The following is a 25,865-nucleotide window of genomic DNA, read 5'->3' on the forward strand; positions in this document are numbered from 1 at the left end:
CTAAGAAAATTACTATCAAATTACTTGACTAATCAATGGTAATATTTTTCAATATTTATGATTTATTGCGGCAGGTTAAAGTTTCTGCAGGTATTATCTGCTCGGTGATAATAAAAGGCGGATCAATCCGGTCTTATTGTTAGTTATAAAGAGTATTCCACAGCACTACCGCATGGAGCACCCGCCCTGGCGCGCCAGGCTGATCCTCCTGTCTGTCGCCGTAGCATTCTTTTTGCCCGTGACAGACTGAGCCGGCAACGACGTGGCGACTTTCTCGCATACCGGAGCGTACAAATGAAGGGCGACGAGGCCAGCTTAAAAGGCAGTAAGTTTGGCCGAAAGCGTACAGTCTAAAGCAACCGGATCGAGGCAATACCCTCAAACAACTAAATTAGAATAGCGCGCCCTAACTTGTTTATTATGCTTCGATAACATCACAAAATAAAACCCAATGAAGAGCCTTAATATGCAACATTTTCGTCTGCTCCTTATCTCCTTGTTCGCTGCATCTTGCCGGTGGGATGACCGTGGCCGAATTATGCCGTGCCGCCATAACGATGAGCGATAACACTGCGGCCAATTTACTTTTAAGCTGTCCTTAACCATCCATTCTTCAATCAAAGAGAAAAAGGATCCACGCAGGGATCCTTTTTATGCCCAAATTAAGCAAAATCTCTTAGCGTGAATTTTCGTTCCAGGGAGCGTCAGGCCCCTAACATTGCGGATGCCGCAGCGGGCAGCGATGCAGACAGCATCGTAACGGTAGGGCAGAAGGGCGCAGCCCATCGGCCTGGCCGTCTCTTTTCGATGATGAAAAGCGGCGGGGAATTGTGATTATGTGCCTTGCGTCTGCGGCTGGCTTCATAAAAGCAACCATATTTGTTATATTATTTCGTATTGATTCTTCACAGCCGCGGTGCCAAAAAGAACAAGATTCACCGCAACTCAGGATGATGAAATGTTAGATTACCGCTTCCCGACAGCTTTGCAGATGGTTTTGAGCGTAGCGATGGCGGAGCAGTCAGGCAAACGTTCCACCAGCGCCATTTTGGCGTATGGGCTGGAAGCCAACCCAAGCTTCATTCGTAAGCTGATGGTGCCGCTGACGCGCGATGGCATTATCGTTTCCACCTTAGGCCGTACCGGTTCGATTTACCTTGGCCGTCCCGCCGATCAAATCACGCTGCGTGATATTTATGTATCGGTGATTGAGGATAAGAAAATCTGGGCATCGCGTCCTGAAGTTCCCGCGCGTTGCGTGGTTAGCGCCAACGCCTGCTGGTATTTCAAAGCCATTGCTCAGGAGGCGGAGGAAGCATCGCTTAAGGTGCTGGCAAAGCGTACCGTAGCCGACGCGCTGGAAGAGCTAAAAACCAGGGATACCAGCGGCTGCGAGGCCGTTCCTGAGCCTGAACCTGAAACCTTATGTAAAAAGAGCCGCTAAATGCGGCTTTTTTTATCGCCAACCTTTAACCGGCGAGCCGCATCGTTTTTTTCACTTAATTAGTTACAACATACTAAAAATATTCCAATACAATACTTCAGCACCGAGCAAACAATCAGTTTTGCAGCCAAAAGGCGGGCTCGCCTTAATCATCCGCAGGCTCTTCCGTGAGGCGGTTATAAAAATGGCTGATAACAAACCATATAAAAAAGAGGAGGGCTAGCCATTTAATCATTGTCTTTATCCTTAAAGTTACTGTTTGCCATCATAACGACTGCTTAAAATAATAATCAATCATTTATAGCGTGATTGAAGAAATGGGCGCTTATTAAGCGATAGATTGCTACGCATTCTTCAGGATTTATCACTAATTTCTCTTAAAATTCTATTATTTTCAAGTAGATGCATTAGGTTTGATAACGAAACTGCATCGCCAGAACGGTGGGTGAAAAGATGCCAGATTTTTTAATTAATTTAATATCCGCCACCCTGCGTAACTTCCATTTATTTAATCAATGGCAACATCTGTATTAAATATGTAAAACCGGGGTAAGCCAGATTTATTTAAACTTGTATAATGCTGCCGGGTAAGCAGAAATATATCTCCCGCCGGCAATCTGTAATATTGTTCTATTGAACTCAGCAAGTATCGCTTCGATGCCACAGCACACTCCACTCTTTATCAATGCGCTGGCTAATCTCATCGATGCCGCTGGCTCCTACCTGCTCGCCAGCAAAAGCGCGCAAAATGCTGCTCAGCTCGATTTCTAACTCTCCCTGCTCGGTGATGCGCCCGTTAAGCTGACCAGAGACCATCGCCTTTTTCAACTGAGCCGCTGATTTGCGCGTCATTTTCTCTACTTCAGCCATAGTGAACCACATTCTTTGTCTCCTGCCAGATCGTGCCTGTTAATGTTATCGGCAAAAGCGTCATAAGTTTAAGCTAAGAATAAAATATATTTATTTTCAATAGGTTATTTCGGGTTCGATCGCGGTGACTAAACGACCAGATCGCCAGAATCAATTTAATGTATCAATATAGTTTGCAATTTCTCGTAAATTCAGTCACCGTTAAAGTGTAACTGCAACTGATACTGATACTGTTAGCCCTGGCGATGGGAGAGAGAAGATGAGAAGTGACGCGTTTATTCACGATCTGATTGACTGGATTGATCACAACATTGAAGGCCGACTGGATTTGGATACCGTTTCCGAGCGCGCAGGCTATTCAAAATGGCACCTGCAGCGCATGTTCAAAGAGCATACCGGCTATCCGCTGGGCGAGTATATTCGTTCGCAGAAGTTGAAAAAGTCAGCCGATCGCCTTACCCGCAGCAATGAGCCGATCCTTAACGTAGCGATATCTTTAGGTTTTGATTCTCAGCAATCATTTAACCGCAGTTTTAAACGTCAGTTTGGCCAGGCTCCTGGCGCATGGCGTCGCAGCGTGGTTCAGCAGCACGGTAAAACATTACAAAGCTGAGCGATCGCCAGGGCCGGGTTCTCCGGCCCGCGTTGTGAAACATCTCACATTTCCCTGTTATTCAGTCAATACTGAAATGGCGTTTCAATATAATCTGTGTTGGGATTAACGCATCGTTTTTTTCGGAAACGCACCGATGCTTATTTCAATGGATGACTATCATCCCGCAGCCGACGGTCAAACCGCCGATACCGCCCATTTTCAACGTGCCATTGATGATATTGCCGCTAAAGGCGGAGGCATACTCTATGTTCCTCCCGGCCCGTACCTGATCGGCTCCGTGATACTACCCGCTAACTTCACGCTGCATCTTGCCGCCGGCGCAACCTTAATCGCCAGCAGTCGGGCGGAAGATTATTCAGCGCAGGCGCAAAGCCAGGCGGAACGCTCCACGCGGGCGCTGCTTTACGCTTACGGCCAAAAAAACATCACCATTGAAGGAAAAGGGCGCATTGATGGCAATGCCAGCGCCTGGTTTGCTGCTGAAGCGGATGCGATGGGCTACCGCTTGCCGCTGGCGCAACGGCCGCGAATGCTGGTGCTGGAAGCCTGTCGTCAGGTCACGCTACGGGATTTTACGATCGAACAGGCACCGATGTGGACCATTCATCTGGTGAGCTGTGAACAGGTCAGGATTAGTCGCCTCTGCGTTGATAACGATCTGACGATGGCGAATACCGATGCGCTGGATATTGACAGCTGCCGCTATGTTCATATCAGCGACAGCTATTTTAGCGCGGCGGATGATGGTATCTGCATCAAAACGACCCGCAAACCAGCGCCGCTAAGCGGCCCATCGGCGCACATTACCATTACCGGCACCATGCTGCGTTCCAACAGCTGCGCGCTAAAAATCGGTACGGAAAGCTGGGATGATATTGAAGATGTGGTGGTGACCGGCTGCACCATCATCGATTCAAACCGCGGCATCGGTCTGCTTAGCCGCGACGGCGGACGCTTTCGCCGACTCTCTTTCAGCCATATCACCTTTAATTGCATCTATGCGCCACCGGTTCACTGGGGAAAAGCCGATCCGGTATTTATCTCGGTTCGCCCGCGCCATCCCGATGTAACGCCTGGTGAAATCGCCTGGGTTCAGTTCAGCCATCTTACCGGCACCGCTCAGGGTGCGATTAACCTGCACAGTGAAATCCCCGGCGCACTGCATCATATCAGCTTCGATCATCTGTTAATCGACCAGCTTCCCAGCGAGCATCCGGAGCAGGGCTGGTACGATATTCGGCCGCCCTGTAATCCGGCGAACCCGACAGGCATGGGGCTGGATAATGCGTATGCTATGAATCCGCTCACGGAGCGGCCCTGGGGCGTGGAAGCCTGGCCCGGCGGAATGCCGGGGCTGTTTGCTCAGGGCGTCACGGCGCTGTCGCTCAGTCAGTTACAGATTAATCGTCCTGAACCGTTACCGGCGGGCTGGAATCCGCAGCTTATCGTTGAGCTGCCTTAGCGTAAAAGAGAGTGATTTCGCTCTGACGGCAGGCACTTTATTTCTGCGATGGGCTAATCTATCTGACAACCGACCATTACCGCAATTTCAATGCGTGGAGCCATCTGTGCTGGAAATGCATTTCGATTTTTAGCTATTCGCAGCTGCGAAGATTTTTACCGCTGTTTTATTGAACAGAGCGGTATCGCCGGGGAATCAGGCGCTAACCTTGATACGCTGTGGGATATGCTAACGGGCGAATTACGGCTACCGGCGCGCGCGTGGCTTTACCATTTGCCGTCTGTGCCACAGCGCGGCGACCTGGCGGCGATTATCGAGTTGCTGGAAGAGGCTGTGCGGGAATTGCAGGGTGAGTTCATTGTGCAGCGGGTTCAGGTTTGTGGAGGATAAAAACTGCAGGGCAGAGTCGCCCTGCAGAGTCTTTAAGCGCGGATGAGTTTCAGCGCCTGCTTTAACGGCAGTCGCGCGCTATCGGCGATTTCGCTGCCGCCCGCATAGCCGTTGTTTTCCACAATCAGCGTATTCAGGCCAACCAGCCAGTCATAAATATAAAACGCGGTAGTGTTAGCTGGCGCAGCGGAAAGGCGCGTCAGGCGCTGCGTGCTGCCAAAGGTCACGGTGGGCGTTTGCGGCTGGGCAAAAATTTTCTGGCCGCGATTCACGCGGCTGTCAGGGCGTTCAGCCACGTCGCGCTTCAGGAAACCGAGCCAGGCGACAAAGTCACCCAGCACCGTCAGCGCTCGTGAAACCTGCCGATCCACTTTGCCTTCGCGCGGCGCATTAGCCGCCTCATGTTCAGTCAGCGTGCGTAACAGGCTGGCAGCAATATCCAGACGGAAGCTGGCGGTGATCAGTTCTTCTATCAGCATCTGCAGCGTACTTTTGCTAACGCCCAACAACGAGAGCAGGCCGTCATTATCCGGCAGGCTGCGCAGATGATAAATCCAGTAGCGCTGCACGTTATGCGCAAACAGGCTGTCGCTATCCAGCAGCGGCTCTTCGCTTTCACCGGTCAGCGCCGGTTCAGGCTGATTGCTGAACAGATCAAATTCAAAGCCGATACCAAAATGGCTGCCCGGTAAATTGGGCGCGGCTGGTGTGGCGTGCGCTCCGGCGGCGGCCTGCTGCTGCGGCAACAGATAGAGCGCCCGCAGCTGTTCACGTGAGGGCTGTAGCCGCTCCAGCAGTTCGCCATGCAGGCCGGTACGGGTTTGCAGCGCTTTTAACAGCTTATCGGCAATCTGCTGCTTCTGCTGCACATCGTCAACCGGCTGCGCCCAGTTAGCCAACAGGCGATCGCCCAGCTCGCGGCTCAGGCGCTGCTGTTGTTCCTGCAGACGCAGCCGTTTATTTTCCGGTTTTATCTCGTCCTGCAGCCAGTTCGCCATGCGTTCAATGCCGCCCGCATCCTGCGCCAGCATCGATCCCCAGTCGCTGCCGGGGGTGCCGGTTTGCCGCTGAACCGCCTCGTCGATATTCGCAGCCTGTAAATACCGGCCATCGAAACGGGTTACCGCCCAGACCAGCACTGGCTTTTGCCCGCTTTGCTGTTCGCCGTCGCCGCGGCGCATGGTTTTTAACCACTGCGTCAACAGGCGTCCGACCACGCTGGCGTCCTGGCGCTGACTGGCGGCTGTGCATACCAGCAACATATCCAACCCGTGACGTTCACCATAAAACTCAAGAAACAGCGCGCGTCTGGCCTGCATCAGACGTGCCGTCTGCGGATCGCGCTGGGCGGCCTGCGCCTGCTCCTGGCGCGCATCCTCATCCAGTGCGACGCCGTAGCCGGGAATATCCACCACTTCAACCTGATCGAATAGCGCCTGGCGCGGCGGGGTGGATAACGGGATCAGCACCTCCAGCGTCAGCAGCTGCAGCTCCGTTAGCGCCAGCGTTACCGGGCTGGCGGGACGTCCAGCCAGCCAGGGCACCACTTCCGCGCGGCGCGCGGCGTGATTTGGTGCGGTGGCGGTACTGAACAACAGTTCGGCAGGCAACAGCGATTCGTCAACTAACAGCGAAAGCGGTGCCAGTACGTATGGCGCATGCTGTAACGCGTGCAGGGTATGCGCCAGCTGACGCCATAGCGCGGTCAGAGCCTCATCGTCATTCCACAGCAGCGCAAACAGCTGGGCGCGATCGTCCACGTTCAGCAGCGGCGCCAGTTCACAGGCCTGCGGCCAAAAATGCCGGTTCAACAGCGCAGCGCGACCCGCATCCTGACGGCGGCAGAAATCCCACAGCGCGACCAGCTCATCGCCGGTGAATCCTTTAACCGGCTGCGGCTGGCGCAGGCGCTGAAGATGTTCAATTCGCGCCTCCAGCTGTTTCGCTTCAGGCTCGCCCTTCGGCTGCTGGAAAGCGGCCATCAGCACCATGCGCGTCATTTCCGCTTCGCTCAACAGCGTTAAGGTCAACGGCCTGCTGGCATCTTCTGGTTCGCGGCAATGGCTGAAGCGCGTCGCCAGGCCATAGTCCTGGTTGCCGGGATTAATGTGCGTCAGATAGTTAAGGTTTTTTCCGCCAAAGGTCGCGGTTAACTTTCCCTGCACATCGCCCACCAGCGCCTGCAGCAGCGAGGCCTTTCCCGCCTGTGAAAGCCCATAAAAACCGAGCGTATTTTCGTCAGGCTGCGTCTTTTGCATCTGGCGCAGCTGATATTTACCCCGACGCAGAGAGAGCTTCAGGCCGTCTGATTCCATATCAAGGCGCGGCGACTGCACGCGCTGAGCATCGATCCATGAAAGGGCGAGGTCGATGCCTTCGTTCATCTCCGCTAACCGCTGGCTGAACGGAGAAGCCTGCTGTTTCAGCGTAAAGGCTGTCATTTCTTAAATACGCTCCCGCTGTCGATCCAGTATTGGGCATTAGCATTGCCGCTGGCGGACAATGTATTCAGTTTAAGGCTAAGCTGTGAAAGCGGTACGCGCGTACCGTCATCGAGCCGGGCATCGGCCAGCACAAAACGCTCCGGCGATCCCGACTGCGCGCCAGGCTCGACCGCCAGCTTCACGCGCAGCACGCTGTCGCCAGCCACTTTACGCGCCAGCTGCGCATCGTTGATGGTCAGGCTGTAAAGCGGCGACGCCAGCCAACGGTCATTATCCAGCTGCCGGAAGCCCAGGCAGACATTGCCGCGGATCTGGAAACTGCTCTTACGATCGGGCGTCCAGCCAGGATCGTCCAGATCGATTTCACTGTAGCAGACGTTTTCACTGGTCAACGCATGGTTATCATCCAGCATGCCGAGATAGCGAATCGTGGAGTAGGGCTGGAAATCGCCAGCCTTAAACCAGAAGCTCGACAGGCGTAAATCGAGGGCCAGCAGGCAGAGCATCGCGCCCACCGCCGCAGTTGATTTCGGATTATCAATCCGGCCCATTTTGTTAAACGGATACCAGTCGCTGGTATGATAGCCTTCCAGCGACAGTATGCGGCTGCCCGGCAGCGGCTGCAGATGACGGAACAGCGCCTGCACGCCGGGGAAACGCGCTGGACGGCCGGTCAGCAGCAGCACATCGCAGCTGTAAAGGGAGATCACTTCCGCCATGGAGCGCAGCGCGGGCACAATCGCCATCCGGTGCGACAGAAATTCGCCGTGCAGTTTGCTGAGGCTAACCACCATCGGCACCTGCAAAATATCAAAAGCCAGCTGACCGCCAAGCGCCCGCTGAACTTCGCCGTTAATATAATCAAGCACCGCCGCGCCGGGACGCTGCGTGAGCAGTTCGCCATACAACGCCTCGATTTCAGCGCTGGTATCCAGCGGATCGTAGCTTTCATAGCGCTCAAGAACCGCCTGCGCCAGCGGAATAAACAGCTGGAGCGTTGCCTGCTGACGCAGCGTGGAAAAGCCATCCATGCGCCCGTTATAGCCGAACAGCTTATCGAGCAAAATATCGGGATTGGCCAGTCCGGCCTGCTTCAGAGAAGCATGCAGCGCAGGCAGCACGTAAAGCTGGATCACATCCAGCAGAATATCGTCTCCGGCTACCTTAAAGCCTTCACGGAACAGCAGGCGCGGGTTGATTTTTACGTTGTTGCCCTGGCCATCGTCCAGCGCGTAATGGGTAATCGCCAGGTCAGTGGTGCCGCCGCCAATATCAATCGAAGCGATACGCAGGGTTTTACCGGCAGGCTCATGGGCGTCGCGCAGACGATCGGGACGCGCCATGCTGGCGAAAAAGGCTTCTGCGCGACCGGCAAAATTTACCTGGGTTTCATTAAACAGATAAACCATCTGACCGCAGGTCGCTTCATCCCACTCCATCTGCACGTCCGGCACCGGGCGGCTACTGAGCGCTTTATCGCTGACGCTGTCAAATGGCGCATCGGCGGGATGCCAGCCCATCGCTTTCCATACCAGGCCGATGGCGTCCTGCATACGACTGCGGAAAATTTCCCGCTCTGGTTTCGGCATCGCCGAGGGCAGCGTAAGAATGATATGACGCAGCTGGCGCGGCGCATAGCTGTGCGGCATTTTCTGGCGCTGAGCCGCGCTGTTCATCTGCATCATCGCCTGCGCCAGCAGTTCGCTGAGCATAAAGGTCATCAGGGAGCTGCGGCTGTAGTGCGCTGAAAATACCGGCAGCCGCGCATCTTCCTCGATTTGCCACAGCGGCTCGCCTTCATCATTAATCAAGGTCATCAGGGGTTCTGCGATCGCCTGCGGCTCGGCGGTCGCGCGATCGGCGCGGTTAAAGCGCCAGCCAGCGGCGTAGCGTGCTTCATCCCACAAATAGCGGCGAGGGCTGGAAATGCCGGTGGCGCCTTCGGTTCCGGCACGCTGCAGCGCCATACGACTCGCTTCGCGTCCCACGCGGGTTAATGAGGGCCAGACAAACGCCTCTTCACGGCCGCTCTCTACGGAAAAATTCTTTTTGCCGAAATGCGCTTCCGCGAACTCAACCCGGCTGTCGAACATTTCGTTATAGACCCGGTGCGGCTGCGAAAGGTCGCGCAGCTGCAGTTCGTAAGTCTGCTTCAGGCCGTTGACTTCGTCCGGGTGATCTTCCACCAGAATGCCGCAGGTATGGGAGTTGCCGACGTCAAGGATCAGATCGACATTCACTACCGGCTCCTGCAGCGTTGCGGTCAGTATGCGAATATCGGTCAGCGCCAGCTGGGTACCCAGCAGCTCAAGCAGGTTAAGGTAGTGCGCCTGATATTCAAACTCGCGCAGCGCCATTTTAATATCGCTGTCGTGGCGCGATTCCAGTTCACCGGCGCGCTGGGTAAAAACCTCACGCAGCCAGCCGTCAACCCAGGTCAGATCGAGAAATTCGCCCAGCTCATAGTTTTGCCAGGCAAGCGCAAAGCCAACGCCGTTATTGGCGTCGGAAGGAGTCAGCGCCAGCAGCGCCTGATCGCTGTCGTCGGGTGCCGTTTGGGTATCAAATGCCAGGATTACGCGATGGGTATGGCCTTCGGCATCGGGCTTATCGAGTGCGGCTATCTGCATCCGCGCCCAGTTTTCCGGGCCGCCGATAAACTGACGCGGCGGCGCGCAGCGCAGAACAGGTACCGGCAGCCAAACCCCGTTAAGCAGGTTCAGCGATTGCTCCTGGGTGGTGCTACATTCCGGCCTCACCACTTCCGGCGCGGCGCCATCTTCCAGCGGCAGCAAAAATCGACCGCTGGCCACGTCATGCGTAATGCGCAGCAGCGGGCCGTTTGCCGTCTGGCGTACAAATTTGCGCGGCTGGCTGTCATTGACAGTAATCGCAAAATCAAGAAACTGAATACCGCTTTCGGCAATCAGGGTAATTTTCTGTTTAAAATCCGTAATGGGCGCCAGCATTCTTATTTACTCTCACGCTTGATCGTCATTGGATATGCGGCATCGCTGCCAAACTGCGCTTCACACACGGCGGCGCCATTCCCTTGTTTACATACCAGCTGCGGCATTTTATAACGCGTACCGTTCGCACAACGGGCAGTATAGCGGCTGTTAATAACCAGATTACCTGAACTCATCAGCCCGGCCGTGGTTTCAGCCTTACAGCGCGTGCCGTCTCCCTGAACGAGGGTGGCGGTGCCTTTACCGTTGTGGAACTGATAGCGCAGGCTGGGCGCCTTGAAGCCAGGCATATTGCTGAGCTGCAGCGAGACGTGCCAGTTGCCGTCAAGGAATTTGGTCGATCCGTGCCGTATGGCATCGGACGGCATAACCAGCGCATCTTTCGCTACGGGCGCTGTGGCGGCGGGAACCGGCGCGGGCTCGGTTGCCGCAGGCGCTTCCGGTGCCGGCTGTTCAACAGCCACCGCCGCGTTGCTCAGCGGCAGCGTTTTATGCAGCGCGAGGGCCTGCGTCTGGGTTGCGGCCGGGATCACCACCCGAGGTTTGATCTCCGGCAGCTTCTCCGCCGGTTTAACCGGCGCGCTGGCGATGGGAGCGGGCTCAGGCTGACGTGGCCAGAAGCTGAACGCCAGCGCGGCGGCGACGGCCAGCCCCAGCGGCGCGGCGACCCACAGCAAACGACGCGAACCTTTAGCCGGTGTCGTTGCCTGCTGCGGCCCGGCGTCAGGTTCTTCGTTTTCGTGCAGTTCATTGATCGCCTGATAAGCGCTAACGGACGCGGCGGGAGCCACCGGCTGCGGCACGGGCGTCGGTTCAGGCTCAGGCTTCGACGGCACCGGCAAGATCTCCGTGACCGGAGCGCTAAGCAACGGCGCATCGGAAAGCGGCTCCGGCTCCGGTTCTGGCTGAAGCGAACTGCGCAGACAGTCAAGGGCATCGCTGCGTGCACGCTTATCCAGCTCGATAAAGCCCCAAAAGGTCAGTACCGGGCGGCCGTTAACCAGATAAATATATTGACGATCGGGAAACTGAAAGGCTTTGCTCAGCAGGGCGCCGAACAGTTTCAGCGCCGGTTTGTCAGCGCTGAGCGCGCGCTGACTCATGGCGGTCAGCGTTTGTTGATAGCTTTCCAGCTCGGCCAGCGCCTGGCGACGCTCGCTTTCGCTGGCATTGAGCCAGGATTTTACCCGACCATTAAAAGGAGCATACCAGTCCAGACGGTCGCCGCGCTCATTGGCCTGCGGGATCGCCAGGCAATCGGCAAGTTTTTGCTGCTTGCGCAGACGCAGAGTCTCGCGCAGCTGAAGCGCAGAGAGATAAACCAACTGGCCGTTTTCACCTAAAGCAAGTACGGCATCCAAATTCCCGCTGCGTAAAAATGTTTTTGCCACCTGTAAGGGCCCTTATTTGACGCTGCCAGAGGCAGAAAATCGTGTGGTATCAGGTATTCGGATGAGTTTAGCTTTACATGAGGCAAATCAAACGCCGAAAAAGAGCGCGTATTTGATTGATATTCATCAGGCAAAGGCTTTCATCGCATAAATAACGACAGGTGGCTGTTAAGTAAGGCGTCAGGATGCATCGGCATTGCGGAAAAAACGCACATTTCGTCTAAGCCACAGCCGCGAGCGTATAAGGGTGCGCCCATCATCAAGCAGTAGGAAAACCGCATTACCGATAATCACCGGGATGAATTTTCTCTCGCGGCACACTTTGTCTGAGCGGAACCATTTAATCGACATGATCCACCCCTGTCCTTGAGTAACTATAGATGAATGTTAACAAGATTGAGTTTATCTAAAAAAATCAGGCTTGCATCTTAGTTTTTTTCTTTTTAGGAAAAATCCTAAATGGCTATTCTTATTATGTTTTTGCAGGATAATTATTTAATTAAAACAATCGCGGCATGATTACATTTATGCCGTAAAGGTGCTTTCAATACCGGTTAAAAATAGTTGCACTTCGTTAGTCAGCTTCTACATTTAATAACGTTGTTACGCTTGCTTATCTCCCATCGGGAGAGTGAGTTGACCACTTTAATGTTAAGAAAAGAGGAATTGTTATGACTCAGTATCGTGGTGGTGCAGGTAATTTCGCAAACGATCGGCAACGTGCATCCGAAGCTGGCAAAAAAGGCGGTCAGCGTAGCGGGGGCAATTTCAAGAACAACCCGCAGAAGGCCTCCGAGGCCGGGCGCAAAGGCGGCCAGAACAGCCACGGCGGAGGACGCAAGCCAGCAGAATAATTGTAACGGCAATTCCATTTTTTAACGCCTCTTCACTCCGGCATAATCTGCGTAAATTATGCCGGAGTGATTTATTTACGGACTTTCATTCATCTTATTAACTCCCTTACGCTTTATGGTTAATGCACCTGATTCAATAATCGTTTCCCTGATGAATATTCCGGGCGAAAATAATGGATGGCGGAATTTAATTGTTTATTGGTTCACCGACGATAAATGATTGCATCGCACAAGTCCATACCTGGACAAGCATTATCAAACCTGTACAATTATTTTCACCGCGGCTAAACGCCGACATTAATTAAACTCCCAGCTCAGAGAGGCGCCAACGCCATAATTGCGCCCTGGCGCCGGTTCGAAGTAGCGGCCATTGCCTTCATTCACGATCACCGAACCGACATAGCTGCGGTCAAACAGATTATCAACGCGGCCAAACAGGTCCAGCGCCCAGTTGCCGGAACGGAATTTGTAGCCGCCGTTCAGCGCGGTGACCGCATAAGCAGGGGCCTGCTCGCTGTTGCTGTCATTAGTCTGGATCTCGCTCATATAGCGCAGCTCGGCGCCGCCATACCAGCCAGTTTCCGGCGCATACTCCAGCGCCGCGAAGGCCATATTACGGGCAATGCCCGGCAGGCGGTTGCCGCGTATTACCTGATCGTCGCCGCTACCGCTGCTGTCACGATAGGTAGCCTCCAGCAATGTCCAGGACATGCGCAGCCGCCAGTCGAGGGCAAACTGCTGATCGAGCGCCAGCTCCAGGCCGCGCCGCCGCGTCTGCCCGGCATTTTTATAGCTGCTGCGTCCGCCTTCGTTGTTGGCGACGACAATTTCATTTTTGGTATCGGTCTGAAACAGCGCCGCACTGAACAGGCCGTTGCCAATACGGGCTTTACTGCCGATCTCCAGCGTATCGCTGGTCGAGGGCTGCAACAGGTTATTCAGGCCGCCCTGGTCATCGTTGCGATAGGAAAGTTCGTTAATGGTCGGCGTCTCAAAGCCGCGTCCGGCGGACGTATAGATATTCCAGGCATCGGTCAGCGCATATTTTAGCGCGGCGGCTGGAAGCCAGCGGTGATAGCGCGCTTCGCCGCTATCGTCGCCGTTGCCGACGGTAACGTAATCATCATTGTCATCAAAATTCACCGTGCTGAAGCGCACGCCCGCATCCAGCGTTAGCTTTGGCGTCAGCTGCCACGAGGTTTGCAGGTAGGGATCGAGGTTCCACATCAGGTTGCGCTCGTTGCGGCGCAAATTCCCTTTATAACCAAAGGCTGGCGTGCCGTTCTGCAGTACAAAGTTTTCATAACCTTTGCGGCGCTCGCTCATGGTTTCGTAATCAAGCCCGCCGGTCAGCGTCACGGGTATCGCGCTGAGCGCGCCGCGATGCGTCCAGCGCGCATCAATGCCCTGATAGTGACGGGATAAATCGATTACGCCGCCGGCATGCGTCGGTTTCAGCTGCGGCGCGAGTGGAATCGACTGATACTGCTCCGTTTCCCGCTCGCCCGCCCAGGCCATCAGGCTGAGGTCGTCGTTTTCGCTCATCTGACGTTCATAGCGTAGCGCAGCCTGCGTTTGCCTGGTGGTTTTACGCGTATTGTACTGTTCCGCGCGCGGCGACTGCTGCGGGTTGTCGTGCCATTCCGCGTTGGACAGACCACCAGCATCCTGCGCGTTAATATCCACGCTGTTAAACAGCAAAGTTAACGTGCTGACATCATTGATACGCACGCCCAGCCGCGCGTTGCCCAGATTCTTTTGCGCGCTGCTGTGATCGCGGTAGCCGTGGGTGCTGAAGCGCGTAGCCGAAACCGTATAGTTAACATCGCCCGCCTGGCTGCCGTCGCCGGTTGCGCCCTGCGCCTTCAGCCCGTAACGCCAGCTGCCGAAGCTGCCATAGTAGCTGCTGGCTTCAACGCTGGCGGGCTGGCTGCCTTGCTGCGTATCAATATTAATCACGCCGCCGGAGGCGTTGCCATACAGCGCGGAAAAGGGGCCGCGCAGCACTTCCACGCGATCGACCGAGTTAAGATCGATATTCGAGGTTTGTCCCTGACCGTCCGGCATGGTTGCCGGTATGCCATCTACATAAATACGCATTCCGCGCACGCCATAGGTAGAGCGCGCGCCAAAGCCGCGAATCGAAATCTGCAAATCCTGCGCATAGTTTTGACGGTTCTGGATTTGCACGCCGGGCAGGCCAGAGAGATTCTCCGACAGATTAACGCGCGGCGCGGCCAGACGCAGATCGTCACCGTTGACCACACTCACGGCGGCGGGCGTATCCAGTTCGGAAAGGCCGCCAGCGGCGGAAGCGCTGACAACCAGGGTTGTTTCATCGCTGGCTGCGGCGCAGGCGCAGCTAAAAGCCAGCAGGGCGGGCACCGCGATAAAGCGGACAGACGAGGAAGAAATGCAGATGATTTTCATAACGGCGTCCTGCAAGAGAGATAGCTAATCACGTTCCGTAACTTCTGCGCATAAGCCTGGCAGGCCTGACATATTTTGCAAAACATCGTGCATAAAATATCGGGCAGGCCGATGGCGCAGGTAACGCATATATACTGCAGAAAGCACCCGGTAATCTGGCTGATAAAAAACGAGACTATTATCGAGCCGTAAGCCAGAATTAACCGACTTTAATAAAGAAGGATTTACACCATGAATCAACGTCCCGCTGTAGCGGTATTGGGATTAGGCGCCATGGGGCATGCTTTCGCTGCTAACCTGGTAAAGAAACAGTTTCAGGTGGCGGGCTGGAACCGCACCCGCGCGCGCGGTGAGGATTTGGCGGCGGCTGGCATGCGACTGTGCGATGAGCCGCAGCAGGCGGCAGAACAGGCAGACGTGGTGCTGGCGATGCTGTCAGACGGCGCGACCACCGAAAGCGTCCTGCAGCAAATTATGCCGACGTTAAAGCCTGATGCCGTTTTCTGTCAGATGGGCACCATCGGCGTGGAAGCCACCGACAGGTTAATAGCCCAGCTGGCCGCGGCGCGCCCGGATGTGGTGTATATCGATGCGCCGGTTTCCGGCACCAAAGCGCCTGCGGAAAACGCGCAGATCCTGATACTGGCCAGCGGCGATCGTCAGCGGGCGGCCAGCCTGGAGCCGGTTTTTGCCGCCATCAGCAAGGGCGCGCGCTGGTTAGGCGAGGCGGGCGCCGGTTCGCGGATGAAACTGGTGGTCAACGCCTGGCTGATCGCCATGATGCAGGGGCTGGCGGAAAGCGCCAGCCTGGCGCAACAGTTCGGTTTTTCCACCGACGATCTCTGGTCAGTACTGGAAGGCGGGCCGTTAGCCGCGCCCTATGCAAAGGTAAAGCTGGATACCATCAAAGGGGGCGACTACACGCCACAGATGCAGCTTACCTGGGCGCTAAAAGATGCGCAGCTGGCGCTGAACGCGGCGGAGGATCAGTCGATGCCGGGGCTACAAAATATTGCGCAGCTCTGGCAACAGGCAGTGGAAGCGGGCTATGGCGAACAGGATCTGGCGGTGATTTATCGTTTTTTGACGGGTAAAGAGTAAAGCTGGCGAGAAAAAGCGGGCCGCGGCCCGCTCTGTTAACCGGCTTATTCCGCTTTCTGATATTGCTCCAGCGTCGCCTTTTTACAGGCGTCGGCGTTGTTGAGGTTATTCTTTTTCACCTCGTCAGGCAGCTTCATATAGGCATCCGCCACCTTTTCCGCTTCATCTTGATTAAACTCAGGCTTATTCACGGCAGAAGGCGCCGATCCGCGCGAAATCATATCTTTCAGCTTCTGCACATACTCTTCCTGTGATTCTCCTACCGCTCGCTGTTCGCCGGTTATCGTACACAGCCCTGCAATATAGGATTCCGCTTCGCTGCTTGCTTCAGTCGCTGCCTGCGCTACGCCGCAGCTTGCCATCAACAGAACTATCGCCAGTCGCTTTTTCATTACCCTTCCTTTTTACCTTGTTAAATCGTCACTTAAGCATAGCTGAGATACGCTTTTACGGGGCGGGATCGGCCAGAGGACGAGATAGTTTTCCGCTTTCGTATAGCCCTGTGCCTGGCTAATCCAGGCGATAAACTTCACCGGGCCGTGTACGGTTTTTTCAGCGCGCTTTGCCCAGCGCCGCTGCGCCTTGACAATCTTCTGCGTGAGATAAGTCTCAGAAATCGATTACAGGGATCCCCAAATTTTTTGAGAGTTCATAGTTAAGGGATGTTTTTAACCAAAGGGGGAAAAAAAATTGGCTTGGTTATCTGAAGAAATTGAGCATGACGCAGAATTTTTGGCGTTGGTAGGCCGGGCTGTCGTGGCATTAGCACAGGAAAGGCGGGCATTAAGTTACGATGCGCTTTGTTCGCGCCTGGGCGGTTTGGCCGACAGCGCGGATGACGATGAACTGGTAATCAGCTGTTGGCGGGCGCGTCAGCTGTTAAAAAACAGCGTGGGATTAATCAAATAAAATGAATGGATGCCTTCGCGCACCTGGCATCAACCCCGCGCCAGAAATCAGCTATAAGATAAGCATTATTTTCACCAGGAAGAAATTATGCCGTTTGATCTTCACGCTTATCTGGCGCGCATCGGTTTTACCGGTGCGACGCGCCCTTCATTAACGACGCTTTCGCAGCTGCATCAGGCGCATGTTTGTACAATACCGTTTGAAAATTTGGATGTGATCCTTGATCGCCCGATTCATCTTGAAACCGAAGCGATTCAGGAGAAGCTGGTCGTCGCACGGCGCGGCGGCTACTGCTATGAGCAGAACGCGCTGTTTCTGCTGGCGCTGCAGCAGATAGGCTTTGACGCACGCGGACTGGCCGCCAGAGTGGTGATCGCGCAGCCGCCATCGGTGCCGCCGCGTACGCATATGCTGCTGCTGGTGCAGCTGGACGAGACCTTCTGGATTGCCGACGTGGGTTTTGGCGGACCCACGCTAAGCGCGCCGATTCGCCTGCAGGCCGACCGGACGCAGACCACGCCGCACGGTGACTACCAGCTACAGTCGCTGGGCGAGGAGTGGTTATTGTGCCAGCGCCGCGACGGAGAATGGCAGCCGCTTTATCGTTTCGATCTGGTGACGCAGTATTCTTCCGATTATCTGATGGCCAACCATTTTGTCTCTACCTGGCCGCATTCGCACTTTCGTCATCATCTGCTGGCGGCGCGTTATCTGCCGGACGGCGGCCAGCTGTCGCTGGAAAACCGACGCTTTAGCCGCTATGGCGCGCAGCCGGAACGGCGCACGCTGGATGACCTGCGCGCGCTTTATCAGCTGTTGCAGGAAGAATTTCGCCTTGGGATGAAACATACGCTGTACGGCGTGAGCGAGGAGGAGTTTATCCAGGCGATGACGCGGCTGGACAGGGCGCAGTAAAACGACCTTGCTGAGCCTGGCTATACTTATCAACCTGAATGCCATACCGGAGGAGCTATGCCCGATAATCGTAACCAGGACTTAATGCCCTATAACCTTTTCTACTGCGACGGCACGATACTGGCGCAGAATATCGACGGCCATATTATTGAACTGGGCCAGGCGAACGTCCATGATGGGCTGATCGGGTATCATATTGATGGCAGCGATCTGCACGGCGAGAACTACAGCGCGCCGGAAGAATTACTGGAAGATCTGGGCGAGCAGCTCGATTTTCTGTTTCTGGACGGGCAGTTTACCAGCCTGCCGGACGTCAGCGAACGCTGGCAAGACCAGCTGGAAGATGCGCCGGTACAGCTGATTAGCCTGCATGAGCTGGTTAGCGGCACTGAAGATGAAGATCCGGTGCCGCTCGGCGTTGAGGATCCTGGCATCCGTAATGACTGATCGCGCCGCGCCGCCGCTGATTCAGCCCAACGAACAGGCGGTGCTTTATGACGGCACCTGCAAGCTGTGTAACGGCTGGGTTAATTTCCTGCTGCGCTACGATAAGTATCGTACCGTCAGGCTGGCCGCGGTACAGAGCGAGCAGGGGAAAGCGCTGCTGCGCTGGGCGGGGCTGTCAACGGAAAATATCAGTACCATCGTGCTGATTACGCACGGTCAGGTGTATCTGCGGGCGGAGGCGATATTTCGCGTTATGGCCGGGCTGCCCTGGCCGTGGCGAATACTGACGCTGCTGCGTTTTCTGCCTGCGGCACTGAGCAACCGCTGCTACGATCTTATCGCCCGCAACCGCTACCGGCTCTTTGGCCGCTACGATAATGTCCATCACCTCACCGCAGACCATCCACAGCGCTTTCTCGACCGCTGAACGGCGGGCAAAGCAAAAAAGTTTTATAGCTGGCCAACTGAGTTAATGAGACCCAATTTTATATAGATTTCCCCATCATTATAATTTTGATAATTATCGCCTATGAACTCGTAATGAAGGGAATCCGCCGCTTCAGAAAGTAGATCACCATCCGCAAAAGAAGCTACCGCTGAGCTGCGGGCAAAAAAAAGCGGCATCCGAGGATGCCGCTGCTGTATTTTACGGGTTAACCCTTAGCCGACCGGCTGAGTACGAATCAGGTAATCAAACGCGCTTAGGGAGGCTTTCGCGCCTTCGCCGCTGGCGATGATAATCTGCTTGTACGGGACGGTGGTACAGTCGCCGGCAGCAAACACGCCTTTCACGCTGGTTTCGCATTTCGCGTCGATCAGAATTTCGCCCATCTGATTGCGCTCAACCGTGCCGTCCAGCCAGTTGGTATTCGGCAGCAGGCCGATCTGCACGAAAATACCTGCCAGAGCCACTTCATGCACCGTCTCGTTTACCCGATCTTTATACGCCAGGCCGGTTACCTTGCTGCCGTCGCCTTTCACTTCCAACGTCTGCGCATTAAGGATAATGTCCACGTTCTCCAGGCTGCGTACTTTTTCCTGCAGCACGGCGTCCGCTTTCATCGCTGGCGCAAATTCCAGCAGGGTAACGTGCTCAACGATACCGGCCAGATCGATCGCCGCTTCAACGCCGGAGTTACCGCCGCCGACTACCGCTACGCGCTTGCCTTTATACAGCGGACCGTCACAGTGCGGGCAGTAGGCCACGCCGCGCGTGCGGTACTGCTCTTCGCCCGGAACGTTCATGCTACGCCAGCGTGCGCCGGTTGCGATGATCAGGCTGCGCGTTTTCAGCTCGGCACCGGTTGCGGTTTGGATGGTATGCAGGCCGCCTTCTAAGCTTGCCGGGATCAGCTTGCTGGCGCTCTGGCTGTCGATAACATCAACAGCATATTCGCTAACGTGCGCTTTCAGCGCGCCGGCCAGTTTAGATCCTTCGGTTTTCGGTACGGAGATATAGTTTTCAATATCGACCGTATCCAGCACCTGACCGCCAAAGCGCTCGCCCAGCAGGGCGGTGCGAATGCCTTTACGCGCCGAGTAAATCGCCGCCGCCGCGCCCGCCGGGCCGCTGCCGACAATCAGCACGTCGTAAGCGTCACGCTTATTCAGCTCTTCTGCCGCGCGTTTGTCGGCGTTAACGTCCACTTTGCTGACGATCTCCGCCAGGCTCAGGCGGCCCTGACCGAACTCTTTGCCGTTCAGGAATACCGCAGGAACGCCCATCACGTTGCGATCCTGAATCTCGTTCTGGAACACGCCGCCGTCAATCGCCGTGTGGCTGATGCGCGGGTTCAGAATCGCCATCAGGTTCAGCGCCTGCACCACGTCCGGGCAGTTATGGCAGGAGAGCGAGTAATAGGTTTCAAAATGCAGGTCATCATCCAGCTGGCGGATTTGATCCAACAGCGCCTGCGTCTCTTTTGACGGATGTCCGCCAGTCTGCAGCAGCGCCAGCACCAGCGAAGTAAATTCGTGACCCAGCGGCGAACCGGCAAAACGCGGGCCGGTAGTGCTGCCTGGGTTAGTAATCAGAAATGAAGGTTTACGCTCCGGCAGAGCATTGTCTTCACGGAACGTCACTTTTTCAGACAGCTCAGCAATTTCCGCCAGCAGTTCTTTGATTTCAGCGGATTTAGCGCTGTCGTCCAGCGTAGCGATCAACTCAACAGGCTTAGTTAATTTCTCAAGATAGGCCTTGAGTTGGTTTTTCATCGTAGTGTCGAGCATGAGGGTCTCCAGGCAAAAAATCGGGTGCCGCAGCACCCGATGAAAAAAACAAAGAGCGGCTGGTTAACTTAGATTTTGCCAACCAGGTCGAGAGAAGGAGCCAGAGTCGCTTCGCCTTCTTTCCATTTTGCAGGGCATACTTCGCCCGGATGGCTGGCAACGTACTGAGCCGCTTTCACTTTACGCAGCAGGTCAGATGCGTCACGGCCAATGCCTTCAGCAGTGATTTCTACTGCCTGGATGATGCCTTCCGGGTCAACGATGAAGGTACCACGGTCAGCCAGACCCTGATCTTCACGCATGATGTCGAAGTTACGGGTCAGAGCACCGGTCGGGTCGCCGATCATCGCATATTTAATTTTCGCGATGGTGTCAGAGCTGCTGTGCCATGCTTTGTGGGTGAAGTGGGTATCGGTAGAAACAGAGTAAATGTCTACGCCCAGTTTCTGGAATTCCGCGTGGTGGTCAGCAACGTCACCCAGTTCAGTCGGGCAAACGAAGGTGAAGTCAGCCGGGTAGAAGAAGAATACACTCCATTTACCTTCGACATCTTTCTCAGTCACTTCGATGAACTCACCGTTTTTGAACGCGCTGTTTTTGAACGGTTTGATTTTGGTATTAATGATAGACATTAGTTACTCCTTCATATTGGTTAGCGTGAAAGTTACCGAAAAACGTGATTGAGATCTAATGCGTATCCATTATTGAATCAATAAGTAAAACCTAACAACCGCTAAGCAATTACTTATTATGGATAAGTTTCGCACTCATCCGCACGTCCATCGGCGGCCCTTATCGCTGCAACAGGTTAGCGGCTCTGACAAATAGCCATTACGCTGCGTGTGATTCGTGCAGGGGGATGCCTTGCCTGGGTCAGCAGGATAACAACACTGCCTGACCGACGACATCATACGTTGTTCATGGCCTGACAATCCAGCCTGATGAAGACGCATGAATAAACCTTATTCAACGACCCGTCGCTCTGCTCAGAATAACCCTTAGCGCAGCCGGGATTACCGCTCAATTCACCTTTTTAACAGCCTGATAAATAAGCAATGAGACTAATGTTACCGGTAAACCTGCCGATAAGTGTGACGCTTATCACTTTATTTGAGGGAGCTATGTCCTTTTTCAGCCGTATTAAAACGTCCACCTTTCTGATCTGCTGCATCGCCCTGTTTGGCCTGTTGCAGTTAGTTTCCGGCGGGCTGTTTCTTAATTCACTCAGCAATGACAAGGAAAATTTCTTTACCGCCTCGGCGGCTAACGACAAGGTAACGGCACTGACCAATGCCTGGTATGCGCTGAACGCGACGCGTTCCGACGCCAATCGCATTGTAATTTGGATCCAACAAGAAGGCCCGGCAAGCGCGAAAGTTCCAGGGATGATCCAGCACGGACGCCAACAGCTGCAGGAGGCAGAGCAGTGGTATCAGGAATATCAGTCCGGCGCGCCGCTGAAAGGGCTCGATCCGGCGCTGACGACCCAGCTTAATGCCAGCTATAAAGCGTATTCCACGCTGTTGCAGCAGCTGATGGATACTGCTGAAACCCATAGTCTGGATGCGATGTTTGCGATTAACGCCGCGCCGAAACAGCAGGCGATGCTGGATGATTACGAGCACTGGCGCAGCGCGGTCAATCATCTGACCAGCCAGGCCGCAGATGACAGCAATCAACATTTCACGCAAATGATGGGGCTGCTGGCGGGCATTATGCTGCTGGTGCTGGCCTGCGTTGCGCTCAGCTGGCGCGTACTGCAGCGGGTGCTGCTGCAGCCGCTGGCCGCTGCGCTTAGCCATATTGATGCGATTGAACATGGCGATCTGACGCAGCCGGTCAAAGCGGATCCGCTGGCGCGTACTGAAATGGGAAGGCTGCATAATGGTCTGGCGCGTATGCAGCAGGCGCTGGTCAATACCGTCAGCAACGTGCGCAACGGCTCCGGTACCATTCTGACCGGCGTTAGCGAGATTGCCGCCGGTAATGCCGATCTTTCTTCGCGCACGGAACAGCAGGCGGCTTCGCTGGAACAGACGGCGGCCAGTATGGAACAGATCACCGCCACCGTAAGACAAAATGCGGACAATGCGCTGCAGGCGTCTAAGCTGGCGGTATCGGCATCGGATACCGCCGAGAAGGGCGGCGATATTGTCGATGGGGTGATTAAAACCATTTACGATCTGGAAGAGAGCGCGAAGAAAATTGCCGAAATTACCGGGGTTATCGAAAGCATTGCCTTTCAAACCAATATTCTGGCGCTAAATGCAGCGGTTGAGGCGGCACGCGCCGGGGAAAATGGTCGCGGCTTTGCGGTCGTGGCGGGAGAGGTGCGCAATCTGGCCCAGCGCAGCGCGGCAGCGGCTAAAGATATTAAAGGGCTGATTGAAGAATCCTCTTTACGCGTTGAGAAAGGTACCCGGCTTGCCGTCGCCGCTGAAGAATCGATGGAAGCCATCGTAGTCGGCGTTAAGCAGGTGCGCGATATTATGGATGAGATCTCTTCCGCTTCTGAAGAGCAAAGCCGCGGCATCAGCCAGGTGGGAATAGCAGTTGCCGAGCTGGATCGGGTTACGCAGCAGAATGCCTCCCTGGTGGAAGAATCTTCTTCGGCGGCCAGCCAGCTGGAAGATCAGGCTCGGCATTTGAACCAGACGGTAGCTACCTTCCGCCTTGCCGCTGGAGTGACGTTGTCACAACCAGTCGCCAGAAAGCCGGCGATCAACGCCGCGCGTGCAACGTCCGTACGCACCACTGAAAACCTGTCCACTGAGGGCTGGGAAGCCTTCTGAGACTGAAAGGTTAAATAATTAAAGCCGGCCCTTAACGTGGTCGGCTTTAATTAAACGCCCTATTAATAAAATTAAAAGCAGAGCAATTATATATATTATCAATAAAAACCTGCGCGCCGTTTTAGTGGCTAATGACGCTAATTTATATAAATATCATTGACGATTGGCATTAATTGATTATTATTTTTTCGCCCCGAAACAAAAAAGGAGTTTATCGGTGAAGAAATTAAATATTGCCTTTATGCTGGCTACTCTGGCGCTTATGCCGTTGGCCGGTCATGTTATTGCTCAGAATAAAGTGCCGGTACAAAGTTCGCCGCCTGCACGCCCGCAAGTAGCGGAGGACGTGAAGGCGTGGCAGGGCGAGGAGGGCGTTGAGGTCTGGATATTGCGCTATGGGCCGCGCGAGGAAAATAAAGCACTGGTGCAAATAACCAATATTGATCATCCCTGGAATCAACGCATCCAGATAATGGATGTGCAAAATGACGAAAAAAAGAAAACCTACTCGCTCATGGTTAACGGCAACCGCTTTGTCTCCTTGAAAATGTACGGCATGGGTTCAGGCGAGCTGTACCTTCCTAATGAAAAGCAGTCTTACCGCATTAACTATAGCCAGTCACTTTCATCCTATGGCAATGCGCAGCATTTCCTGACGGATTATCTTAACCAGAAAAAATAATAAGGCTGCTGTTTAAATGAGTAATAAAGGCAGGTATTCCCTCCGTCATGTGAGAAGAGAATGCCTGCTTTTTATGTGCCGAACCGCTCGCCCGCGCCGCTGATTAACGGGTTACCGGTTCATCCAGCGCCCTGTAAAATAGCTGCACAGAGGTTGGTAAAATCTGTAACGGACTGACGCGAATTGATTAATTATCTGCAAGGCAGCTAGCGGTTTTTGCCGATGGTATTGGCGGTGAGAAATTTGCTGCTATCAGAGCGGCTTTGCCTGCACCAGCGGGCCGCTGGTAACAAAGCTTCCACGGTACAATCCGCCAGATAAAATCACTGGTATCAAGGCAACGGAGCAGGGAATGACGGAAAGGAAAGCAAATAACAGGAAGAATCACACCCCGACGCCGCATGATCTGGCCTTCAAGCAGTTTCTGACCCATCCCGACACCGCCCGGGATTTTATGCAGCTGCATCTGCCAACGGAACTGCAGGCAGTCTGCGACCTAAGCACTCTTAAGCTGGAGTCTGGCAGTTTTGTAGAAGAAAGCCTGCGTCCGTACTTTAGTGATGTGCTCTACAGCCTGAAAACCATTTCCGGCGACGCCTGGGTACACGTTCTGATTGAGCATCAGTCCACCCCGGATAAGCACATGGCCTTCCGCCTCCTCCGCTACGCCGTGGCAGCTATGCAGCGTCACCTGGATGCCGGGCATAAAAAACTTCCGCTGGTTATCCCGGTGCTGTTTTATACCGGCAGGCAAAGCCCGTATCCATATACTGTCAGGTGGCTGGATGAGTTTGATGATCCGGTGCTGGCCGAAAAGCTCTACAGCAATGGCTTTCCTCTGGTTGACGTGACGGTCATTGCTGATGACGCTATCATGAATCACCGCAGCATGGCGGCGCTAACCTTACTACAGAAGCATATTCATCAGCGAGACCTGGCTGACCTGTTGGACAGGTTGGCTACTCTTTTGATGATGGAGCACATGACAGGACAACAGCTGGTTTCATTGATAAACTACCTCGTACAGACAGGCGAAACTTCAGACGCAGAGGCTTTTGTACGCGAACTGGCACAGCGGGTGCCGCAACACGAGGACGCACTGATGACCATTGCACAGCAGCTTGAACAAAAAGGCATTGAGAAGGGCATTGAGAAGGGCATTCAGCTTGGTCGCGAGGAAGGACGTTCCGAAGGCGAACGTGACGCTACGCTGAAAATCGCTCGTACTATGCTGCAGAACGGTATCGATCATAACACCATAATAAAAATAACGGGTCTTTCAGCAGACGAGCTGGCGCAGATCCATCATTGATTTTTATTCTCCTGAATCACCAGGCTATGCTCCCTGTCTGGCCAGCCGCTTATTTAGAATGCCACGGCAGGGATTTATCTTCTTCAATATTATTCAATATTCATTCCAATCTTCCTTTTTATTAATCATTCGATTTAAAAAATGACGATTAGCTATCGCATATAAAACCAAACCTCACATAAACCCGTATTAAAATAAATCCGCCTGGCCGTTGTTATTAACCTGTGGCCGCGGACAGTTATGGGCTGAAAATGTGACATCGTTCAATTAAACAGAATCGGCAGGTCGCGCTAATTTTATGGGACGTACGCATAGTGCAAGCCGGATCACATCACCGTGGCCGTACGTACAATCCCTTCATTTTTCAGGAAACTGGTCAGAGCAGACAATCTGGATAGTGTAAAAAGGCCGTCACGTTTTTATGCCAGAAAGGGCACCTGATTTTTTGGGCTGGTCAGGGTTATTTTTTATAATTTTATGTTTTTAAAGCGTTTATTTTACTTATGCGATTAATTGTTATCATAATTATAATTTCCGATTGATTATTGATCACTCTAAATAACCCGTCTACGCTTACGAGCAATTGTCGCTTTGCTTCAGTCCGCCTT

22 protein-coding genes and 1 pseudogene are annotated in these 25,865 nt (G+C 54.2%); 14 read left to right on the forward strand and 9 right to left on the reverse strand.

Going from position 1 to position 25,865, the window contains the following annotated elements; translation table 11 throughout:
* Positions 1 to 506: 506 nt before the first annotated feature.
* Positions 507 to 593, forward strand: a pseudogene (locus tag COO59_RS03815) (serine hydrolase); the annotation flags it as partial.
* A gap of 365 nt (positions 594 to 958) precedes the next feature.
* Positions 959 to 1,444 (forward strand): RrF2 family transcriptional regulator, encoded by a 486-nt coding sequence (locus COO59_RS03820; protein WP_103058517.1) that lies wholly within the window; start codon positions 959 to 961, stop codon positions 1,442 to 1,444.
* Between the two features lie 639 nt (positions 1,445 to 2,083).
* Here COO59_RS03820 and COO59_RS03825 read toward each other — a convergent pair.
* Positions 2,084 to 2,326: a hypothetical protein gene (locus tag COO59_RS03825; protein ID WP_103058518.1), complete on the reverse strand. Its 243-nt coding sequence runs from the start codon at positions 2,324 to 2,326 to the stop codon at positions 2,084 to 2,086.
* A gap of 247 nt (positions 2,327 to 2,573) precedes the next feature.
* Here COO59_RS03825 and COO59_RS03830 point away from each other — a divergent pair, with 247 nt between their 5' ends.
* The 3 genes from COO59_RS03830 (at position 2,574) to COO59_RS03840 (ending at position 4,782) form a co-directional block, all read left to right on the forward strand.
* A complete protein-coding gene (locus COO59_RS03830; RefSeq protein ID WP_103058519.1) occupies positions 2,574 to 2,927 on the forward strand; it encodes a helix-turn-helix domain-containing protein in 354 nt (117 codons plus the stop codon).
* 136 nt (positions 2,928 to 3,063) lie between these two features.
* On the forward strand, positions 3,064 to 4,392 hold the full coding sequence (locus COO59_RS03835) for a glycoside hydrolase family 28 protein (RefSeq protein WP_103058520.1): 1,329 nt from the start codon (positions 3,064 to 3,066) through the stop codon (positions 4,390 to 4,392).
* Positions 4,393 to 4,482: 90 nt separating this feature from the next.
* Positions 4,483 to 4,782: a barstar family protein gene (locus COO59_RS03840; RefSeq protein WP_103058521.1), complete on the forward strand. Its 300-nt coding sequence runs from the start codon at positions 4,483 to 4,485 to the stop codon at positions 4,780 to 4,782.
* Positions 4,783 to 4,814: 32 nt separating this feature from the next.
* Here COO59_RS03840 and COO59_RS03845 read toward each other — a convergent pair whose 3' ends face one another.
* The 4 genes from COO59_RS03845 to COO59_RS20880 all read right to left on the reverse strand — a co-directional run bounded on the left by COO59_RS03845 (position 4,815) and on the right by COO59_RS20880 (position 11,937).
* Positions 4,815 to 7,223 (reverse strand): virulence factor SrfC family protein, encoded by a 2,409-nt coding sequence (locus tag COO59_RS03845; protein WP_103058522.1) that lies wholly within the window; start codon positions 7,221 to 7,223, stop codon positions 4,815 to 4,817.
* Positions 7,220 to 10,195, reverse strand: coding sequence for a virulence factor SrfB (locus tag COO59_RS03850; RefSeq protein ID WP_103058523.1), 2,976 nt, complete (start codon positions 10,193 to 10,195; stop codon positions 7,220 to 7,222). The genes COO59_RS03845 and COO59_RS03850 overlap by 4 nt, the downstream gene beginning before the upstream one ends.
* Before the next feature lie 2 nt (positions 10,196 to 10,197).
* Positions 10,198 to 11,586 (reverse strand): SrfA family protein, encoded by a 1,389-nt coding sequence (locus COO59_RS03855; protein ID WP_103058524.1) that lies wholly within the window; start codon positions 11,584 to 11,586, stop codon positions 10,198 to 10,200.
* Positions 11,587 to 11,766: 180 nt separating this feature from the next.
* Positions 11,767 to 11,937, reverse strand: a complete 171-nt coding sequence (locus COO59_RS20880; RefSeq protein ID WP_165786483.1) for a hypothetical protein — start codon at positions 11,935 to 11,937, stop codon at positions 11,767 to 11,769.
* Positions 11,938 to 12,257: 320 nt separating this feature from the next.
* On the opposite strand from COO59_RS20880, the gene COO59_RS03860 reads away from it, so the two are divergent.
* Complete coding sequence (locus COO59_RS03860) at positions 12,258 to 12,440, forward strand: con-10 family general stress protein (protein ID WP_038626107.1); 183 nt, start codon at positions 12,258 to 12,260, stop codon at positions 12,438 to 12,440.
* Positions 12,441 to 12,737: 297 nt separating this feature from the next.
* Here the strand turns inward: COO59_RS03860 and pqqU are convergent, their stop codons facing one another.
* On the reverse strand, positions 12,738 to 14,870 hold the full coding sequence (gene pqqU, locus COO59_RS03865) for a TonB-dependent receptor PqqU (RefSeq protein WP_103058525.1): 2,133 nt from the start codon (positions 14,868 to 14,870) through the stop codon (positions 12,738 to 12,740).
* Positions 14,871 to 15,101: 231 nt separating this feature from the next.
* Here pqqU and COO59_RS03870 point away from each other — a divergent pair, with 231 nt between their 5' ends.
* Positions 15,102 to 15,971, forward strand: coding sequence for an NAD(P)-dependent oxidoreductase (locus tag COO59_RS03870; RefSeq protein ID WP_103058526.1), 870 nt, complete (start codon positions 15,102 to 15,104; stop codon positions 15,969 to 15,971).
* A gap of 44 nt (positions 15,972 to 16,015) precedes the next feature.
* Here COO59_RS03870 and COO59_RS03875 read toward each other — a convergent pair whose 3' ends face one another.
* Positions 16,016 to 16,363, reverse strand: coding sequence for a hypothetical protein (locus COO59_RS03875; protein ID WP_103058527.1), 348 nt, complete (start codon positions 16,361 to 16,363; stop codon positions 16,016 to 16,018).
* Positions 16,364 to 16,661: 298 nt separating this feature from the next.
* On the opposite strand from COO59_RS03875, the gene COO59_RS03880 reads away from it, so the two are divergent.
* From COO59_RS03880 to COO59_RS03895, 4 genes are all read left to right on the forward strand, one after another.
* Positions 16,662 to 16,880, forward strand: coding sequence for a hypothetical protein (locus COO59_RS03880; protein WP_103058528.1), 219 nt, complete (start codon positions 16,662 to 16,664; stop codon positions 16,878 to 16,880).
* An 84-nt stretch (positions 16,881 to 16,964) separates the two neighbouring features.
* On the forward strand, positions 16,965 to 17,795 hold the full coding sequence (locus COO59_RS03885; RefSeq protein WP_103058529.1) for an arylamine N-acetyltransferase family protein: 831 nt from the start codon (positions 16,965 to 16,967) through the stop codon (positions 17,793 to 17,795).
* A gap of 57 nt (positions 17,796 to 17,852) precedes the next feature.
* Complete coding sequence (locus COO59_RS03890; RefSeq protein ID WP_240614072.1) at positions 17,853 to 18,242, forward strand: hypothetical protein; 390 nt, start codon at positions 17,853 to 17,855, stop codon at positions 18,240 to 18,242.
* Positions 18,235 to 18,669 (forward strand): thiol-disulfide oxidoreductase DCC family protein, encoded by a 435-nt coding sequence (locus tag COO59_RS03895; protein ID WP_103058530.1) that lies wholly within the window; start codon positions 18,235 to 18,237, stop codon positions 18,667 to 18,669. The genes COO59_RS03890 and COO59_RS03895 overlap by 8 nt, the downstream gene beginning before the upstream one ends.
* Before the next feature lie 233 nt (positions 18,670 to 18,902).
* On the opposite strand, the gene ahpF is transcribed toward COO59_RS03895, so the two are convergent.
* Entirely contained in the window at positions 18,903 to 20,471 is a 1,569-nt protein-coding gene (gene ahpF / locus COO59_RS03900; protein ID WP_103058531.1) for an alkyl hydroperoxide reductase subunit F, read from the reverse strand.
* Between the two features lie 68 nt (positions 20,472 to 20,539).
* Positions 20,540 to 21,103, reverse strand: a complete 564-nt coding sequence (gene ahpC, locus COO59_RS03905) for an alkyl hydroperoxide reductase subunit C (protein WP_103058532.1) — start codon at positions 21,101 to 21,103, stop codon at positions 20,540 to 20,542.
* A 489-nt stretch (positions 21,104 to 21,592) separates the two neighbouring features.
* Here ahpC and COO59_RS03910 point away from each other — a divergent pair, with 489 nt between their 5' ends.
* The 3 genes from COO59_RS03910 to COO59_RS03920 all read left to right on the forward strand — a co-directional run bounded on the left by COO59_RS03910 (position 21,593) and on the right by COO59_RS03920 (position 25,257).
* A complete protein-coding gene (locus COO59_RS03910) occupies positions 21,593 to 23,263 on the forward strand; it encodes a methyl-accepting chemotaxis protein (RefSeq protein ID WP_103058704.1) in 1,671 nt (556 codons plus the stop codon).
* Between the two features lie 217 nt (positions 23,264 to 23,480).
* The gene (locus COO59_RS03915) at positions 23,481 to 23,945 is read left to right on the forward strand and encodes a hypothetical protein (protein ID WP_240614073.1); all 465 of its coding nucleotides are present in this window, start codon (positions 23,481 to 23,483) and stop codon (positions 23,943 to 23,945) included.
* A 352-nt stretch (positions 23,946 to 24,297) separates the two neighbouring features.
* On the forward strand, positions 24,298 to 25,257 hold the full coding sequence (locus COO59_RS03920) for an Rpn family recombination-promoting nuclease/putative transposase (protein WP_103058533.1): 960 nt from the start codon (positions 24,298 to 24,300) through the stop codon (positions 25,255 to 25,257).
* Positions 25,258 to 25,865: the final 608 nt, after the last annotated feature.

The sequence above is a fragment of the Mixta theicola genome, from assembly GCF_002895925.1.
Taxonomy (GTDB): domain Bacteria; phylum Pseudomonadota; class Gammaproteobacteria; order Enterobacterales; family Enterobacteriaceae; genus Mixta; species Mixta theicola.